We start from the raw sequence: 16,637 nt of genomic DNA, 5'->3' as shown, positions 1-16,637 counted from the left end.
AGCGCAGGCCGAAAATTCAGGATGGACGTGTGATATTATTGTGTCAACAATCTGCCGGTGACCCAGCAGCGGCACCTGTCAAACCCCTGATATCGTGGGTTGGACAGGCGGTCCTTTCTGTGGTTCGTTACCCGATCTAGATAGGCACCCCGAACCAGGCAGGCAATGGGCACAGAACATTTTTAGGTGCTGCATGGAGATCTCTGCGGGGAGCCGGGTCATTTCCGCAACACCTGTAAGGGTTGTTTTTCGGCGGCACGCAGCCCGCGGGAGAGCGGTGGGTTTCGCGTCGGGCGTCATATAGCCGCTGAGCGGGTTTCATTCGCCATGATCTTGCATTAGATCAGAGACCTCATTCGGACTTCAGACGAGACCCACCTTGGCCAGTTCCACAATCTTCGACGCTCTCTTGAACAAGATCGAAACCCGCACTGCGCGTGCCGGTATCATCGGTCTCGGTTATGTCGGCTTGCCGCTGGCGATCGCGATCGCGCGGAGCGGCTTTGCCGTGACCGGCTTCGACATTGATCCGAAGAAGATCGTTTCACTCGAAGCAAGTCGCTCCTACATCGATGCCGTGACGGGCAGAGACCTCTCGATCGAAATCGAAGCAGGGAGGTTTTCCGCTACGACCGAATTCGCGGCTCTCTCGGCTTGCGATGTCATCGTGATCTGCGTGCCGACACCACTGACCAAGCATCGTGACCCCGACCTGTCCTTCGTCGAGGCCACATCGCATTCGATCGCGAAGCATTTACGGACCGGCCAGCTGGTGGTGCTGGAATCGACCACCTATCCCGGCACGACTGACGACATCGTCAAGGTCATCCTGGAAAAGACCGGCCTGGTGTCAGGCGTGGACTTCTTCGTCGGGTTCTCGCCGGAGCGGGAGGACCCCGGCAATCAGCACTACCACACAGCGACAATCCCGAAGGTCGTAGCCGGCGACGGAGTGGACGCTCTGGAGCTGATGAAATGCTTCTATGGTGCCGCGGTGAAAACCGTGGTTCCGGTCTCCTCCAATGCGACGGCTGAGGCGGTCAAGCTGACCGAGAACATCTTCCGTTCGGTCAACATCGCGCTCGTCAACGAATTGAAGACGGTTTACGCCGCGATGGGGATCGACGTCTGGGAGGTGATCGATGCGGCAAAGACCAAGCCCTTTGGGTACATGCCGTTCTATCCCGGGCCGGGCCTTGGCGGGCACTGCATTCCGATCGACCCATTTTATCTCACATGGAAATCACGCGAATACGAACTGCCGACGCGTTTCATCGAGCTCGCGGGGGAAATCAATTCAGCCATGCCGCGCTACGTTGTCGGCAAGCTTGCCGAGGCGCTCGACATCCGCGCAGGCAAGGCGCTCAGCCGCTCGCGCGTTCTGGTGATCGGCCTTGCCTATAAAAAGAACGTCGCCGACATTCGCGAAAGCCCGTCGCTCCGCCTGATCGAAATCATCGAGGAACGCGGTGGCAAGGCCGATTATCACGACCCCCACGTTGCCGAAATACCATCGACGCGCGAGTATCAGGCGCTGAAAGGTCGCCGCTCCATTGCCTTGACCGCCGAGCAGCTGGCCGGCTATGATGTGGTGCTGATAGCAACCGATCACGATCAGATCGACTATGCCCTGCTTGCCAAAAGCGCGTTGCTGATCGTCGATACCCGCAACGTCTTCGCCCGCCTAAACCTGGCGGCGGATCATATCCTCAAGGCATGACGCCGACCGGGGGTGTCTTGCCGCTGATCTGGCTGGCGGCGACGGCATAACCGCCGCTTGCGCCGTCGATGAAATGCATGTGGTCACGCGACAAGGGCGTTGGCACGAAGCATGTCATCAGCGCCGATGACTGGCGATGCAGGCCATAGCGGGCGATGCCGTTCTCCTTGGCCCTTTCCAGCAGCACCTGAATCCGGCTTAGATGATCGGAATCGACGTCGACGGTCATCTTCAGCCCGTCGTCGAACTTGCGGAAATCCGAGTTTCCCGAAACATCCTGACGGTAGCGCCGGGCGTCGAACGCGCCGAGCTTCAGACCGAAGCGGTGCAGAAAGACGGTGAGGCCGATCTGAAACATGATCCATAGCCGTTGACGGAAGTGTCGCCCGGCCGGTGCCGTCGCGCGTGCCTCGCGATTGATCCCCGCCATGGAAAAGCGGAGCGAGGGGCCATCGGCCGGTACGGGGTGGCCGTCCCGGGTCTGCTCTGCGGAAATGGCTACGACTTGCGCCACAAGCTGGCGAAACTCGGGGCTTGTGCCACCATCGCCCGGAACGGCGATGATCGAGACGATCTCGCCGTTGCGTGCTTCGATCGAATTCCAGCGGCAGGAGAGGCCGGTCAGATCGGGTCTCGTGCCCTCAGGCGCGGGTTCGACGCCGTATCGGCCAGCCTTCATCTGTTGTTCCGCCCAGGTATTGCCGCCGCCGGCGAACATAGCATAGGTGACGAACGGGCTTGCCTGATAGCGCGCCACGCGGACGTCGAAACCCGCTCTGCGAATGTCGGCGATCGGGACGACGGATATGCGAAGGTTGAGCTTCAAATCCTCATCGACCCAACACTGCGCTGCGGCCAGCGCTTCGCGCGCGGTCTTCTCCAGTGTGCTGGGCAAGGCGACCAATCCGCCGTCCCCGCCGAAGACGAAGGGATAGTCTCCCTTGCCAACGGCGTTCAGTACCGCGGAAATGACGCTGACGCCCGCCATGTTCACGTCCTTGTAGCGGCCGTCCATGATTGCCTGTGTCGAACCGACGATATCGGCGAGCGCCAAAACCCAATCGTCCGGCAGTGGGCGATAGTTGCCGGTGTCCGCCACGCCTTCGAATTGGTCGAAGACCGGCACATGGGCAAAAAATGAGTCATTTGAAACATCGTTCATGGCTAAAACTTAGAACAGACCCGTGTTGCCATCGCAACGCCATTTTACGGCACGGGACCCCGTTTTGGGGGCTTCATGGCCACGCGTTAACCCTGCAGCCGCGTCATCGCAGGGTTGCAGATGCCGAGCTTGCGTCACTGGCCGTTTCTCGCTAGCTCTGTCGCGTGCTTCTGTGCGCTACCCGAGTGGCCGCGGGCCTGCCGAGAGTGAGACGAACTGAATTCGAGAAGGCTGACTCGATTGCATCGCCTTCGAATAATAGATGAATGGACAAAGTCAGAAATGAGCCGCCTCGACAGCTTCATTCGCCGTTTGACGGCCCAGCGTGATATCCTCAATGAAATTGTCGCCCTTGTTGACGGGACTGAAGGTCCGGTGATGGAGTTCGGCCTCGGCAACGGACGCACGTACGACCATCTGCGGGAGCATTTTCCCGATCGCCGCATCATCGCTTTCGACCGCGAGGTGCGTTCCTATTCGGATTCCACGCCTCCGTCAGAAGACATGATCACCGGCGACATTCGCGAATCGGGACAGGCCTTCCTGGGGATCGGCGCCGCCCTTGCCCATGCGGATATAGGCACGGGCCATGACGACATCGATGCGATCACGCTGACATGGCTGCCGCAACTGATGGTGGGCGTGCTGACGAGGGGTGGTATCGCCGTCAGCGGGTTGCCACTTGACCGGGCCGAACTCGAGTCGCTGCCGTTGCCGCCCGGCATCAAGGAAGGCCGTTACTTCCTCTACCGCAGACGCTGATTACGGCAGAAAGAGCACGTCGTATTGGTCGATACCGCCCGGCAGGTCGATCACGCGCATCTCCTGCTCTTCGTCTTCGAAGAACACCAGGCAGGTCTCGTAGAAGCCGGCGAGTGCAGCGATGAAATCGCGGGTTTGTTCGGGGCCGTAAAACAGGGGCGTAAACTCCATGTAGAGCGGCACCCGGCGCGACATGAGCGGCGCCATCGAACGGCATGCGACCGGTTCATAGCCCTCGATGTCCATCCAGACCAGGCCGATCGCGGCAGGGTCCAGAGCGAGATCGGCCAGTATCTCGGTGACCGGCTTTACAGGAACGCTGATCTTCGTGTCGTTCGAGCTCCGGCGGATCGCGCTGCTCTTGCCGTGATTGTCGGCATTCATGAAGAAGTCGATCTGACCATTGTTTTCGCCGGCGGCACAATTGACCAGGGTCACCCTCTCGTCGAGATGGTTCTGACGGATGTTGGCCTGCAGCAGGGGGAAATTGCGGGGGTCGGGCTCTATGCTGACGATATGGGTATAGACGCCGCTCAACGCGAAATAAACGGTCTGCGTACCGATGTTACCGCCGATCTCGAGAAGACTACTATCCTTTCTCGTGAGGCCGCGCTCGCGCAGGGCCGCGATCAGCCTGTCCACATGCTCCCGCTCGAAATGCCCTTTGCGAAAGACCTTGCGCCCAATGTAGTCGGACGGAGAAAATGTCATGAGATGATCGCCGGCATCCACGGTCATCGAAACGACTCGCGGCCCGATATTCTCGATGAGCAGACGTCGGCCGGTGCGGGTATCGAAGAAACGCCTGGCAAGCGCATTGCGCACCCTGCGCAGGCGTTTCTTCCAGTATTTCGTTTCAAGCCAGCTGCGGCCGGGCATCAGCCTGTTCCTTCCGCCAATTCGACCGCCTTGTCCCTCGAAATCACGTAGACTTTCAAGGGCAGGGCGCGGCCGCGCACGCTAATTTCGCGACTTTCCACACCCTCCATATCGGCGCCTGCAAGCGCGGCGACGGGCTCGGATATGACAAGGGCGACATCGAATTCCTTGGCGGCGGTTTCGAGCCGGCTGGCGACGTTGACAGTATCGCCGATTGCCGTCGTGCTGCGGACGCGACCGTAACCAAGCGTACCCACCACTGCCGGTCCGGTATGGATGCCGATCGCAATGCGAAGCGGAAGCGCGAGCTCGTCAGACAATTCCGCGCTCAGCTTCTCGATGTCGCGGGCGATTGCAGCCGCCGCTGACAGTGCCTGCCGGCATGCCTCCTCGGGCGAATTGCCGATGCCGAAGAGGGCCATTGCGCCGTCGCCGATGAACTTGTCTATCCTCCCGCCGGCCTTTTCGACCGCATTGCCGACCAGGGCGAAATAGCGGTTCAGGAGGAAGACAATGTCGAAGGGGAGGCGCGTTTCGGTGAGGGTCGTGAAGTTCCGGATATCGCAGAAGAGCACCGCTATCTCCCGTTCGCGACCAGGGCTCGTTTCCTGGCTGTTGGCGGGCGGGGTGGTCTCCGTTGCGGGAATGAGCAACGGAACGACTGTGATATCGGCGACAGGATGAAGCTGGCAGGCAAGGCGAACGTCTGATGCAGCGTTGATGCGCCGCAAAGTGGAGAGTTCCAGCTTGTCGGGCGGCGGAAGATGCTCGTAATCGCTAAGCACCTGAACGCGACAGGTCGAGCATTGGCCCTTGCCGCCGCAGACGGAATAATGCGGTACACCGCCGAGCCGGCTCGCCTCGAGCACGGTGAAGCCGCGCGGCACGCGGATCGACTCGCCGCTTTGATAGTGGACCGTGATCTGATCGACCCGCTCCTTCCATCGGCGCCGCGCGCGTGCGCCGATGACAAGCAAAAGCGCGCTCGCGAAAGATCCGTAAAGACCCGCGCGGATCATTGCCACCTGCGCCTGTGCGGCCGGGTCGGTGTAATAGCGCGTGTTGAGGTTCGCCTCGTAGCGGTAGGTATCGACAACGCCCTCATAGGCGGGCTCGGCGATGGTCCTGCCCATTTCGATGAAGCCCAGGACGGCCAGCACCGGCACGAGGATGGCGATGGCCAGCAGTGGTGCGGCGACATCCCCGTACCACGCGCGATAGCGCAGCCAGTAGTGCAGGCCGATGCATCCGTGAAACCACACGACCACAAGGGCGAAGACCTGCCGCAGTCCGTTCCCTGGCGACGTAATCCAGAGGAGCCGAACGATCGTCTCGTAGTCATCTCGGTAGTGGAAGAGCCCGTGAGCGATGCGCGTTCCGATGACATGGTCGATCAGGAGCAGTGGGATCGCCAGTCCCAGTACTATCTGGGCCAATTCCCCCTTGGGCATGACAAAGCTGCGGCGGATATAGATCGAGCGCAGCACCAGCGAGATATGGGTGAAAATAGCGCCATAGAGGATCAACGTGCCGACAGGATTTCGCCACAGGCCCAGGAAGAGCCTTCGTCCTTCATCCGCGGCTGAAACCGAAATCAGGCCCAGCGCATGATTGGAAAAATGCAGAAACACGAAGACGAACATCACAAGGCCGGAGCCGAGCCGGGCCCTTCTGATCGTGCGCTCCGAAAAAAAGCTGCTGGCCGCGACGGTCGCCATTCAAACCCGTTCTTGAATACCAAATCACAAATACACTAGAGATGTGGCAATTGAGGTGAAATTGTCGCCCCGATCACGATCACACGTCACATTCTTGTCAGCAGCCTGTAAGGAAACCGACAATAGCAGATTCTCTCGTCGCAGGCACAGATGCCGGTTGTGAACAGTCCGTCTCTGCAGGAGTGCCGTGATGCGGATTGCCTTCTACGCGCCGTTGAAATCGCCCAGCCATCCGGTGCCATCCGGCGACCGCTTGATGGCGCGCCAGCTGATCCGCGCGCTGGAACTTGCAGGCCACACCGTCGACGTGGCTTCGGAGTTCCGAAGTTTCGCCGCAACGCCAGAGGCCGCGCTGGAGATCCAGCAAATGGCGCGTGGCGAGTTGGAACGATTGCGGCTGAGATGGGCCGACGAACCTCGGCCTGAGCTCTGGTTCTGCTATCACCCCTATTACAAATCTCCAGACCTGTTCGGGCCTGACCTTTGTGCGGAGTTCGGTATTCCCTGCGTCACCGCGGAGGCGTCCTATTCGCCCAAACGGGATCAAAGCGACTGGGCGCCGTCTCAGGCGCGCATCGCCGCACAGGTCCGGGAAGCGGCTGTCAGCATCGCCTTGACGGAGCGCGACAGGCTGGGTCTTCAACAAGCCGTGCCGGAGGCCCGCATCGCTTCGCTTTCCCCCTTCATCGACACCGCACCATTTTTGGCACTATTGCCGAAGCCGGAGCCGTCGAGGCTGATCTCGGTTGCAATGATGCGAAGCGGCGACAAGATGCAAAGCTATGCGATGCTCGCTGCGGCGCTGCGTGTGATCAAGAGCCAGCCATGGACGCTGACGATCGTTGGAGATGGTCCGATGCGCACCGAAGTCGAAGAGCTGTTTGGGGATTTCGGCTCGGAGCGAATTGAATGGCTCGGCGAGCAAAGTGCTACCGAGATTCTCGCACATCTGGCGGGCGCCGGCATTTATGTCTGGCCGGGTTGCGGCGAGGCCTATGGGCTGGCCTATCTCGAGGCCCAGGCAGCTGGTCTGCCCGTCGTGGCGCAACGTACGGCGGGCGTGCCGGAGGTGGTCCAGGCGGACTTTTCGGGCTATCTGACACCTGACGGAGACATCGCGGCTTATGCCGCTTCGATCGGTCGCTTGCTTGCCGACCCGTCGAAGCGATCCTCAATGGGCGAATACGCGCGCCGCTTTGTCTTTCAGGAGAGATCCTTGACGGTCGCAGCTTCGGCCTTGGACACCATTCTAAGAAGATATGCGGGAGCGGCAACATGACACCGGATCAGGCATGGATGCCGCTGCGAGCGGAGCTCGAACGCTGGCGAGCGGCCGGTCGCACGGCGCGGCTCTGGTTTCGCGACGACGATGCGGTAGAGCCGACCGATGCGCTCGATAGGCTGCTTAAGCTGACGCGTGACGCTCGGGTACCGCTGACGCTCGCAGTGATCCCGGCATCGACCGGCAACGCTCTGGTGGATCGCTTGTCGCGTGAACAACACGTCGCGGTGGCGCTTCACGGCTGGTCCCACACCAATCATGCTGCTGCCGATGAGAAGAAACAGGAACTGGGAGGTCACCGGCCAGCTGCGATCGTGCTTGGTGAACTGCGCGACGGGTATGGCAAGCTTGAGAGGCTTTACCGGCAGCAGTTCATTCCAATGCTGGTTCCGCCGTGGAACAGGATAGACCAGGCACTCGTCGCGGAACTTCCTTTGTTGGGGCTAAACGCTCTGTCCGTTTACGGCCGGGAGAAACCCGGCGGTGCGATCAGGTTGCTCAATACCCATGTCGACATCATGAATTGGCACGGAACGAGGGGGGGCAGACCGGCTGCGGAACTTGTTGCAGCCCTTGTGGCGGAACTGCAGTCTCGCCCAGAAGGCGACCTCGAACCGATCGGTATTCTCGCGCATCATCTCGTCCACGACGCGACTGCCTGGAATTTCCTGTCGCGGCTTATGGAAGAAACGCACGATCACCCGGCTGTCGCCTGGACAGCCGCGCCGATCCTTTTGCAAGCCTAAAGCTTGATCACCTGGTTGTCGCGGGCGGCAAACGATTTTGGGAAGACGGCTTGGGCGTCTTTCTCCATCGCTTCCAGCTGAACGTCCGTACGCGAAGGGGCATGGTGGAAGAGCGCGAACTGCTTGGTTCCTGCCATCCTCGCAAGCTCGACGCCATGTTGCCACGTCGAATGTCCGAAGCCCTTGAAGCGCTGCATCTCGTCTTCGTTGTAGGTGCAGTCGTAGACCGCGAGGTCGACGCCCTTCATCATCTCAAGGACTGCAGGATCGTAGGTGCCGGGAATATGCTCGATGTCGTAGATGAGCGCCACGGACCGGCCCTGCCACTCGACGCGGTAACCGATTGCTCCGCCGGGATGGTTGAGCATGAAGGTCTTGATCTTAATGCCGGGGTGCGGTTCCAGCGTCTGGCCGGCATGGAAATCGCGGAAGCTCATCGTTGCCTGGCAGATATCGGTTTTGACCGGGAACCAGGGCGGGCTGATGAACTGCTCGATCATCTCGCGCGTGCTCATCTTGCCGTCGAGATGTCCAGACCAGATCCGAAGATCGATCGAAGGATAGTAGATCGCCTTGAAGAACGGCAGGCCGATGATGTGGTCGTAGTGGCAATGGCTGAAGAACAGGTCGACGTCCCTGATCTCGTCATTGAGCATGGCAAGGCCTGCTTCGCGCACGCCGGAGCCGGCGTCGAAGATCATTCGGTGTTCACCGCAGCGAATTTCGATGCAGGAGGTGTTGCCGCCATAGCGATCGAACTCGGGACCGGAAACCGGAATACTGCCGCGAACGCCCCAAAACTTTACCTGAAAGAGATCTTTACTCATCGCGTCTTCAAAATGGGCCAACCCCACCACGCTAGCGTAATCATAGTTTGAGCCTGAAGCGAAGCGTGGAATTTCATTGACCGTCTGTATCCTAGGTATCGTATCCACCCGTTATCACGAGACGTAGTAGATTTTCCTAAGCAACCGGGTTTTGCTTCGGAAAGCAACTGGTTATGGTTCGGATTCGGTAAATAGGAGATGACACACGGCCATCCTGGAGCGGCAAATCCTCTATTTCGTCCTGAATACATGGGAATTCGACCGCGCAAATACAATTGGCCGCGACCCGATGTGCAGAGGGCGGGAGATGCTGCGGTATCAGGTCGTCGCGCGTGGAATGATCAATGCAGGCCGCCGACGCCAAGCAACCGCTCGACTGCATCGCTATCCTCGGAGAGCGCCTTGGGGGTTCCCATCCACGCCAGCCGTCCGCGCTCCAGCACAATCACGTGATCGGCAAAATCCAGCGCGCTCTGGATGCGCTGCTCGACGAGCACGATCGTCATGTCTCCGGTCTTGGCCAGTTCGGCGAAAGCCGCCATCAATTCCTCGCAGATGACAGGCGCAAGCCCTTCGAGCGGTTCGTCGAGCAGCAGCACGGACGGGCGGCCGAGAATGCTGCGCGCCGTGGAGAGCATCTGCTGCTCACCGCCGGAGAGCTGGTTACCGAGATTGCGTCGACGCTCTTTCAGTCGCGGGAACATGGCATAGGCTTCTTCGAGCGCAGTCTTCGGCCGCGCCTTGAGGCCGACGAAGAGGTTCTCCTCGACGGTGAGCGTCGGGAAGATGCAGCGCGCCTGCGGGACATATCCAAGCCCCTGGTGGGCACGTGCAGCACTCTGCATCTGGGTGACGTCGACCGAGCCGATGCGGATGGTTCCGCCATAGCGCTTGGTCTGCCCGGCAAGCGTCGCAAGCAACGTCGTCTTGCCCATGCCGTTTCGACCGAGCACGGCAAGCCTTGCGCCTGCCAGCACAGAGAAGGACACGCCTTCCAGAACCCGGGTCAGGCCATAGCCCGCGGAAAGGTTTTCAACCTCAAGCGGCGTGGCTGTCATTGGCGTAGCTCCCGAGATAGGCCTCGCGAACGCGGGCATCCTTTGTGACGTCGGCGGGCGAGCCGTCGAAGATGATGGCGCCCGCGGCGAGAACGACAACGCGCTTGGCGAAGCGGAAGACGAGGTCCATATCGTGCTCGATCATCAGCACGGCTAGATCGGCCGGGAGTTCGGCCAGCGCCTGTTCGATGCGACCCGTATCGCTCTGCGGCACACCGGCGGCCGGCTCGTCGAGGAGCAGCACCTTCGGCTTCAGCGCCATGGCAAGGGCGATCTCAAGCAGACGCTGCTGCCCGTAGGCGATTTCGTTGACCTTGCGGTGCATGAGTTCGCTGAGGCCGAGGGTCCCGAGCAGATGGGAAATCTCCGTCATGACCCCAGGCATGGCGAGGAAATTTCCGGACAAGCGGCCCGTCCGGCCCTCCCGCTGCAGGATCGCAAGGCCGACGTGCTCGGCCGGAGTCATCTCCTGGAACAGCCGCGTCACCTGAAAGGAGCGAACCAGGCCCCGTTTGACGCGGTCGTTGGCGCCGATCTTCGTCACCGTTTCCCCGCCGAGCCTGACCTGGCCGGAATCGGGATGGAGATTGCCGGTAACGAGGTTGACGAAGGTCGTCTTGCCGGCACCGTTCGGGCCGATCAGGGCAACCCTGTCGCCCGGTGCCATCGACAGCGAGACATCGTTGGTCACCGCAAGGCCGCCGAAGGATTTTCTGAGATTGATGACTTCGAAGACGGCGCTCATCTGCCCGCGTCCTTTCTGCGATTTAGGACGTCTGCGGCTGTCCCATACAGCCCCTTGGGCGCAAACAGGACCACAGCGATCAAGAGGGCTCCAACCATGGTGAGCCAGTGGAAGGGGTTTGCTGCGGACACATAGTCTTCGAAGAGCATGAAGATGACAGTGCCTGAGAGGGCGCCGAACAATGAACCGGTGCCGCCGAGCACAAGCATCACAAGCGATTCCGCAGACATTGTGAAGGAAAGGCTATCGAGGCCGACGACCTGCGTGGTGATTGCGTTCAGCGCACCGCCGACACCAGCGACGGCGCCCGAAATCACATACATCCTGAAAAGCGCAGCTTTTGGAGAGGCGCCGAGGGCGCGGATGCGCAGCGGGTCTTCCTTGATGCCCCGGCACAGCATGCCGAATGGAGAGCGGACGAGGATGCGCAGCAGCACGAAGACCATCAGGAGCAGGACGATCCCGAAGACATAGGCCGTATGACCGTAGAGATCGAACTCGAACGCGCCGAAGATCGGGTCGGGGGCGATACCCGAGAGGCCGTCGCTGCCGCCCGTCCAGCTTGACGCTTTGTTGGCAAACTCGTGGAACAGATTGATCAGCGCAATCGACAGTACCAGTTGCGGCAATCCATGAGCCCGCAGAATGACGGCGCCGCTGATCAGTCCGGCAATCGCTCCGCCTGCGACGCCCGCAAGCGTCATCAAAAGCGGATCGTTGATGCCGAAATGCGCCGAGAGAATCCCCGAGGCGTAAGCGCCCGAACCGAAGAGCGCCGCATGGCCAAGCGTGGCAACGCCGCAATAGCCTGTGACGAGGTCGAGCGACAGGACCAGTAAGGCGACCGCGATGATCCGCGTCAACAGGGCCAGATTGTCGGGAAACAACAGGTAGCCGATAGTGGCAAGCGCCAGGATCGCTGCGGCGCCGGCCGCATCGCGTGCGAAGGATCGCTGCCGCTGGGCGGAGGTGGACAGGGTAGCGTCGGGGTTAGCAAGTGCCATCCTATTTCGCCCTTCCCGCAAGGCCGCGCGGGAACACGCATATAATGGCGATGACAGCGAGGTAGAAGAAAAATTCGCCGAATTCCGGCATCAGGTAGCGCCCGGTCGTGTCGATGCCGCCCAGCAGCAGACAGGCAATCAGCGCGCCGGGAATTGAGCCTGCGCCGCCGACCGACACGACGACCAGGAAGGTGACCATGTAGCGGAGCGCATAGTAGGGCTCGACCGGCAGCATCTCTGCGCCCACCACGCCACCGAAAGCAGCAAGGCCGACGGCAACCGCAAAGCTCAGCGCGTAGATGACCTCGGTGCGAACGCCAAGCGCTGCCGCCATGACCGCATTGTCGACGGACGCGCGCAGCCTCACGCCGAAACTGGTTCGTTCGATCGCATACCAGAGGCCGCCCGCAACGGCCAGGCCGCACAGGATGGCAAACAGACGATGGACGGGAATAGTGCGGAAGCCAAGGTCGGCCGAGCCCTGCAGGCCGGTCGGGAGCGGAATGGTCTTCAGCGTCGGGCCGAAGACGTAATTGGCAATGCCGATAATACAGAACGTGATGCCTATGGTCATCAGCACCTGCGTCAGTTCGGGTGCCCCGTAGATGCGGCGGTAGAGGAAACGCTCTATCGGGATGGCGATGATGACGGTTCCGACGACGGCGGCGACGACCGCAAGGCCGTAGCCGAGCCCGAGATCGCGTGCGGCGTAGGAAGCGATATAGCCGCCGATCATGGCGAAGGCGCCGTGTGCCAGATTGACGACGCGCATCAGGCCCATGGTGACAGAGAGGCCGATCGAAATCACGAACAGCACCATGCCATAGGCAAGCGCATCGACGGCTATGCTGAAGACTGTTTGCATGAGGCTCGTATTTTCCTTGTACGCCCGATTCCCTCTCCCATCGGGAGAGGGCTTGCCGTGCAATGTCCAGCTTGCGCCGTTTCTTATTTCACAGCCGCAAGGCCGGGATCGCCCTGCTTTTCGAAGGTCTGGATTTCCTTGTTGTAGTAGGTGCCGTCATCGGCCTTGCTGACTTCGCGCAGATAGATGTTCTGCGTGATGTGTCGGCTTTCCGGATCGATGGACACGGGGCCGCGCGGGCTGGTCCAGGACAGGCCCTTGACCGCATCGACGGCCTTTGCCGCGTCCTGTTTTCCGCCCGTTGCTTCGATCATTTTGTAGATGACATGCATGCCGTCAAAGGCACCGACAGCGGGGAAGGAGAGTTCGGCCTTGTTTCCGATCGCCTTGGAGGCAGCTTCGACGAATACCTTGTTTTCCGGTGAATCGTGCGAGACGGCGTAGTGGAACGTCGTCTTCATGCCGAGAGCAGCTTCCCCAAGAGCCGGAAGGTCCGACTCCTGCGTCAGATCGCCGGGCGCGAAGACCTTGATGCCGGCGCTCTTGAGGCCGTTTTCGTTGTAAGCCTTGACGAAGCCAAGCGTGGTCGGGCCGGACGGCAGGAAGGCGAAGACGCCTTGTGCGCCGGAATCCTTGATGCGCTGCATGATCGGGCTGAAGTCGTTGGTCGACAGAGGCATGCGGATCGCCTCGATGACCTGCCCGCCTTCCTTCTCGAATGCTGCCTTGAACGCGTTTTCAGCGTCGACGCCTGGACCGTAATCGCTGACCACGGAGATGATCTTTGAAACGCCGGCGTCATGGGCAACCTTGGCGATCGGCGTCGATGTCTGCCACGTGGTGAACGAGGTGCGAACGACGAGCGGGCTCTTGGTCACGATGGCCGAGGTGGCAGCGTTCATGATGACCAGCGGCGTATTTGCCTGCTTGAGGATCGGCGTGACAGCCATGGCATCAGGAGTGAAGTAGAAACCGGCGAGATACTGCACCTTCTCCTTTACCACCAGTTCCTGTGCCAGCGCCTTGGACTGGGCCGGATCGGCTGCAGGCAGATCGCGGTATATGACTTCGACGGTGTTGTCGCCGACCTTGTCGCCATTCATGGCCATATAGGCATCGATGCCGGCCTTGAAGTTCTTGCCTTGCAGGGCAAAGGGACCCGAAAAAGGCCCGACGACGCCGACCTTGATCGTGTCGGCATAGGCGGCCGTGCTCATAGCAAATGCCGCGACGGCGGCTAGGACAAACCGTCTCATAAATCCTCCCAGAAAGATGGCGCATCTCCGGCGCCGGGTCAGCACACAGCTAGAACCTTTTACGATAGTGTCTCATTCGAAACGGTAATGTAAAATGAAATAAATGGCGTATTTCATACCTTATAGGTTATGCGTTTCGGTTCCCATCCAGCGGATATTTCCAACCAGTTCAAGCGCAAGTCGGAGCGAAACGGCCGTTGCCATAACCATTTGCGGGAGAATGAGCCACTCGAGCGTCCATGCGGCACCCGAACGTTCCTGCTCATGCATCAGCGACTGGTGAATGCCTCCAAGCTGAACAGCGTTGAAGCGGGCAAGGGCAACGAGTGTTTCGGCAGCGACCGGGTTCTGCTTGTGGGCCATCGCCGATGAGCCGCCGCCACCCGCCAAGGCGATTTCGTCACCTGCCTGCGCCAGCAGGGCGACGTCCTGGCCGAATTTCCCAAGGCTTCCGGATATCAGGGAAAGCAGGTTTGCAAGGTCGGCGATGAGCGCACGCTGGCTCTGCCATTGCGGCGCATCGGTGAGGCCGAGCTCCTGGGCAAGCCGGCCGCGAACGTCCGCCGCCTTGTCTCCGAGCCTGTCGAGCGTACCGGCGGCGCCTCCGAACTGCACCGGGAAGCGCTGCTCAGTCAGCCGATCGCGATAGGCTTCCAGCGGCTCTCGCCATGCGCGAAGGCGATCGGAAACGCTGATGATAATGGCTGCCTGCATGCGCGTTCGCCCCATCAGGGGGCGGCCACCGCATTGCGTCTCCAGATCCTGGAGTGCGTGGACGATGCCCGACAGGCGCGTTGAAAACATGAACGCTACGGCCTTCAGCCGCAACATCAGACTGGTGTCGATGACGTCCTGACTTGTGGCTCCGAGATGGACATAGACAGAAGACGGGTTGCCGACTGCGGTCCGAAGTTGTCTGACAAGCTCCGCCACGACCACACCGTCCCGCGCCGTGGCGGCCTTCAGCGCTAGAACAGTGGGACCGAAGCCGTTGCAAACGGCACCGATTTGCTCTGCCGCTTGGCCGGGAATCACACCGTGGACTGCTTCGGCCCTGGCAAGTGCCGCCTCGAAGGCCAGCATTGCCCGGATGTCGGCTTCGGCCGCAAAATATGTGGCGACCTCGGCGTCGCCGAGCAGGCCGGACAGGAATGGATGGTCGAAGGGAGATGTTGTCATGAACGTCCGTTCCGTATCGCTAACGCCTCATTTGGCCGTAAATTCACGAGGCGGGACCACCACGTTTCAGATGTCCAAAAATACGGTTTCCTTGTCGCCCTGCAGACGGATATCGAACGTATAGGTCGATCCGTTACGCGCCGCAACGATCGTCGCAACACGTTCCCGATGCTCGATGCGCAGAAGAAGCGGGTCAGAATTGTTGGCGTCGGTTTCTTCGGGAAAATACATGCGCGTATGCAGCCCGATATTGATGCCGCGGGCGACGATCCAGAAAGAGATATGCGGCGCCATCGTGCGGCCGTCCTTGAAGGGAACGCGGCCGGGCTTGATTGTCTCGAACGTGTAGATGCCATCCTCGGCGCGCGTTGCGCACCGGCCCCAACCGGTAAACGTCGGATCGGCCGCACCGCGCATCTCCGAAGGGCTATTATAGAGGCCGGCGCTATCGGCCTGCCATATTTCGACGACCGCGTCACGAACAATGGCGCCGGCGCCGTCAAAGATGCGTCCGGTCACGGTGATGCGTTCGCCAACAGTCTTGTCGTTGACCATCTCAGTGCCGAGGTCGCTTTGGTACACCCCGGTGATGTCGCAGAAATTGGGTGTCAGGCCGATGTGCACATATGGCCCTGCTGTCTGTGACGGCGTTTCCTTGAGGTAGCCGAGTTCCTGCACCATCAATTCCCCTCCAGCCGATTTTCGAACATCGTCGAGCGGCGGCCGCGCAGCACGATATCGAACTTATAGGCGCGCGCATCCATCGGGATCGTGTTGCCCCAATCGAGCGGCGCGATCAACTGCTCGATGGCACGCTTGTCCGGGATCGTGCCGACGATCGGACACTTCCAGATCATCGGGTCACCCTCGAAATACATCTGCGTGATCAGCCGCTGGGCAAAGCCGTGACCGAAGATCGAAAAATGAATATGGGCGGGGCGCCAGTCGTTGACGCCGTTCGGCCAGGGATAGGCGCCGGGCCTGACGGTGCGGAAGGAATATTGCCCGAATTCGTCGGTAATCGCTCGTCCGCAGCCGCCGAAATTGGGGTCGATCGCTGCCAGATAGCTTTCCTTCTTGTGGCGGTAGCGCCCACCGGCGTTCGCCTGCCAGAATTCGACAAGCACGGCCGGAACGGCGCGTCCGCGCTCGTCCAGGACACGGCCATGGACGATAATGCGCTCGCCGATCGCGCTCTCGCCGGGCTTGGCAAAATTATGGATAAGGTCGTTGTCCTGCTCGCCGATCATGGAATGTCCGAAGACCGGGCCGGTGATCTCGGAAATCGTGCCGTCGAGCGACAGCAGTGCGCGTTGTGGCGAGCGCAGGACCGAGGTTTTGTATCCTGGGGTCAAAGCGGGCGCGTGCCACTCCCTGTCGCGCGCGAAGAAGGCCCCATTCTCAGGTTTGCGATTGGTTTGGTCGGACATCGTT

General features: G+C 60.6%; 16 protein-coding genes. 4 read left to right on the top strand and 12 right to left on the bottom strand.

Translation table 11 applies throughout. The features are described from left to right. The first annotated feature begins 379 nt into the window (after nucleotides 1-379). Nucleotides 380-1,720 (top strand): nucleotide sugar dehydrogenase, encoded by a 1,341-nt coding sequence (locus ASC97_RS06390; RefSeq protein ID WP_057467516.1) that lies wholly within the window; start codon nucleotides 380-382, stop codon nucleotides 1,718-1,720. Here ASC97_RS06390 and ASC97_RS06385 read toward each other — a convergent pair. After that, nucleotides 1,710-2,882, bottom strand: coding sequence for a DUF3095 domain-containing protein (locus tag ASC97_RS06385; RefSeq protein ID WP_057467515.1), 1,173 nt, complete (start codon nucleotides 2,880-2,882; stop codon nucleotides 1,710-1,712). The genes ASC97_RS06390 and ASC97_RS06385 overlap by 11 nt on opposite strands. A 282-nt stretch (nucleotides 2,883-3,164) precedes the next feature. On the opposite strand from ASC97_RS06385, the gene ASC97_RS06380 reads away from it, so the two are divergent. After that, nucleotides 3,165-3,644 (top strand): class I SAM-dependent methyltransferase, encoded by a 480-nt coding sequence (locus ASC97_RS06380; RefSeq protein ID WP_057467514.1) that lies wholly within the window; start codon nucleotides 3,165-3,167, stop codon nucleotides 3,642-3,644. Here ASC97_RS06380 and ASC97_RS06375 read toward each other — a convergent pair whose 3' ends face one another. Beyond that, nucleotides 3,645-4,523, bottom strand: a complete 879-nt coding sequence (locus ASC97_RS06375) for an FkbM family methyltransferase (RefSeq protein ID WP_057467513.1) — start codon at nucleotides 4,521-4,523, stop codon at nucleotides 3,645-3,647. It abuts the gene before it with no gap. Beyond that, the gene (locus ASC97_RS06370; protein WP_057467512.1) at nucleotides 4,523-6,241 is read right to left on the bottom strand and encodes an adenylate/guanylate cyclase domain-containing protein; all 1,719 of its coding nucleotides are present in this window, start codon (nucleotides 6,239-6,241) and stop codon (nucleotides 4,523-4,525) included. The genes ASC97_RS06375 and ASC97_RS06370 overlap by 1 nt, the downstream gene beginning before the upstream one ends. 190 nt (nucleotides 6,242-6,431) lie before the next feature. On the opposite strand from ASC97_RS06370, the gene ASC97_RS06365 reads away from it, so the two are divergent. Both ASC97_RS06365 and ASC97_RS06360 read left to right on the top strand, forming a co-directional pair. Continuing rightward, nucleotides 6,432-7,520, top strand: coding sequence for a glycosyltransferase family 4 protein (locus tag ASC97_RS06365; protein ID WP_057467511.1), 1,089 nt, complete (start codon nucleotides 6,432-6,434; stop codon nucleotides 7,518-7,520). Next, a complete protein-coding gene (locus tag ASC97_RS06360; RefSeq protein ID WP_057467510.1) occupies nucleotides 7,517-8,269 on the top strand; it encodes a polysaccharide deacetylase family protein in 753 nt (250 codons plus the stop codon). The genes ASC97_RS06365 and ASC97_RS06360 overlap by 4 nt, the downstream gene beginning before the upstream one ends. On the opposite strand, the gene ASC97_RS06355 is transcribed toward ASC97_RS06360, so the two are convergent. The 9 genes from ASC97_RS06355 to pcaH form a co-directional block, all read right to left on the bottom strand. After that, nucleotides 8,266-9,096 (bottom strand): MBL fold metallo-hydrolase, encoded by an 831-nt coding sequence (locus ASC97_RS06355; RefSeq protein ID WP_057467509.1) that lies wholly within the window; start codon nucleotides 9,094-9,096, stop codon nucleotides 8,266-8,268. The two genes, ASC97_RS06360 and ASC97_RS06355, sit on opposite strands and share 4 nt — an antisense overlap. A gap of 341 nt (nucleotides 9,097-9,437) precedes the next feature. Then, nucleotides 9,438-10,154: an ABC transporter ATP-binding protein gene (locus ASC97_RS06350; protein WP_057467508.1), complete on the bottom strand. Its 717-nt coding sequence runs from the start codon at nucleotides 10,152-10,154 to the stop codon at nucleotides 9,438-9,440. Then, nucleotides 10,135-10,899 (bottom strand): ABC transporter ATP-binding protein, encoded by a 765-nt coding sequence (locus tag ASC97_RS06345; RefSeq protein ID WP_057467507.1) that lies wholly within the window; start codon nucleotides 10,897-10,899, stop codon nucleotides 10,135-10,137. The genes ASC97_RS06350 and ASC97_RS06345 overlap by 20 nt, the downstream gene beginning before the upstream one ends. Then, nucleotides 10,896-11,903, bottom strand: a complete 1,008-nt coding sequence (locus ASC97_RS06340; protein WP_057467506.1) for a branched-chain amino acid ABC transporter permease — start codon at nucleotides 11,901-11,903, stop codon at nucleotides 10,896-10,898. Before ASC97_RS06340 ends, ASC97_RS06345 begins: the two co-directional genes overlap by 4 nt. 1 nt (nucleotide 11,904) lies before the next feature. Further along, nucleotides 11,905-12,768: a branched-chain amino acid ABC transporter permease gene (locus ASC97_RS06335; RefSeq protein ID WP_057467505.1), complete on the bottom strand. Its 864-nt coding sequence runs from the start codon at nucleotides 12,766-12,768 to the stop codon at nucleotides 11,905-11,907. Nucleotides 12,769-12,851: 83 nt separating this feature from the next. Continuing rightward, on the bottom strand, nucleotides 12,852-14,024 hold the full coding sequence (locus ASC97_RS06330; RefSeq protein ID WP_057467504.1) for an ABC transporter substrate-binding protein: 1,173 nt from the start codon (nucleotides 14,022-14,024) through the stop codon (nucleotides 12,852-12,854). A gap of 120 nt (nucleotides 14,025-14,144) precedes the next feature. Continuing rightward, on the bottom strand, nucleotides 14,145-15,203 hold the full coding sequence (locus tag ASC97_RS06325; RefSeq protein WP_057467503.1) for a 3-carboxy-cis,cis-muconate cycloisomerase: 1,059 nt from the start codon (nucleotides 15,201-15,203) through the stop codon (nucleotides 14,145-14,147). A gap of 66 nt (nucleotides 15,204-15,269) precedes the next feature. Continuing rightward, entirely contained in the window at nucleotides 15,270-15,881 is a 612-nt protein-coding gene (gene pcaG / locus ASC97_RS06320) for a protocatechuate 3,4-dioxygenase subunit alpha (RefSeq protein ID WP_200959445.1), read from the bottom strand. Nucleotides 15,882-15,883: 2 nt separating this feature from the next. Continuing rightward, nucleotides 15,884-16,633: a protocatechuate 3,4-dioxygenase subunit beta gene (gene pcaH, locus ASC97_RS06315; RefSeq protein WP_057467501.1), complete on the bottom strand. Its 750-nt coding sequence runs from the start codon at nucleotides 16,631-16,633 to the stop codon at nucleotides 15,884-15,886. Nucleotides 16,634-16,637: the final 4 nt, after the last annotated feature.

This window comes from Rhizobium sp. Root1203 (genome assembly GCF_001424945.1).
Taxonomy (GTDB): Bacteria; Pseudomonadota; Alphaproteobacteria; order Rhizobiales; family Rhizobiaceae; genus Rhizobium.
Note: the sequence above shows the minus strand (reverse complement) of the source record. Positions and strands in the feature narration are given on the sequence as shown.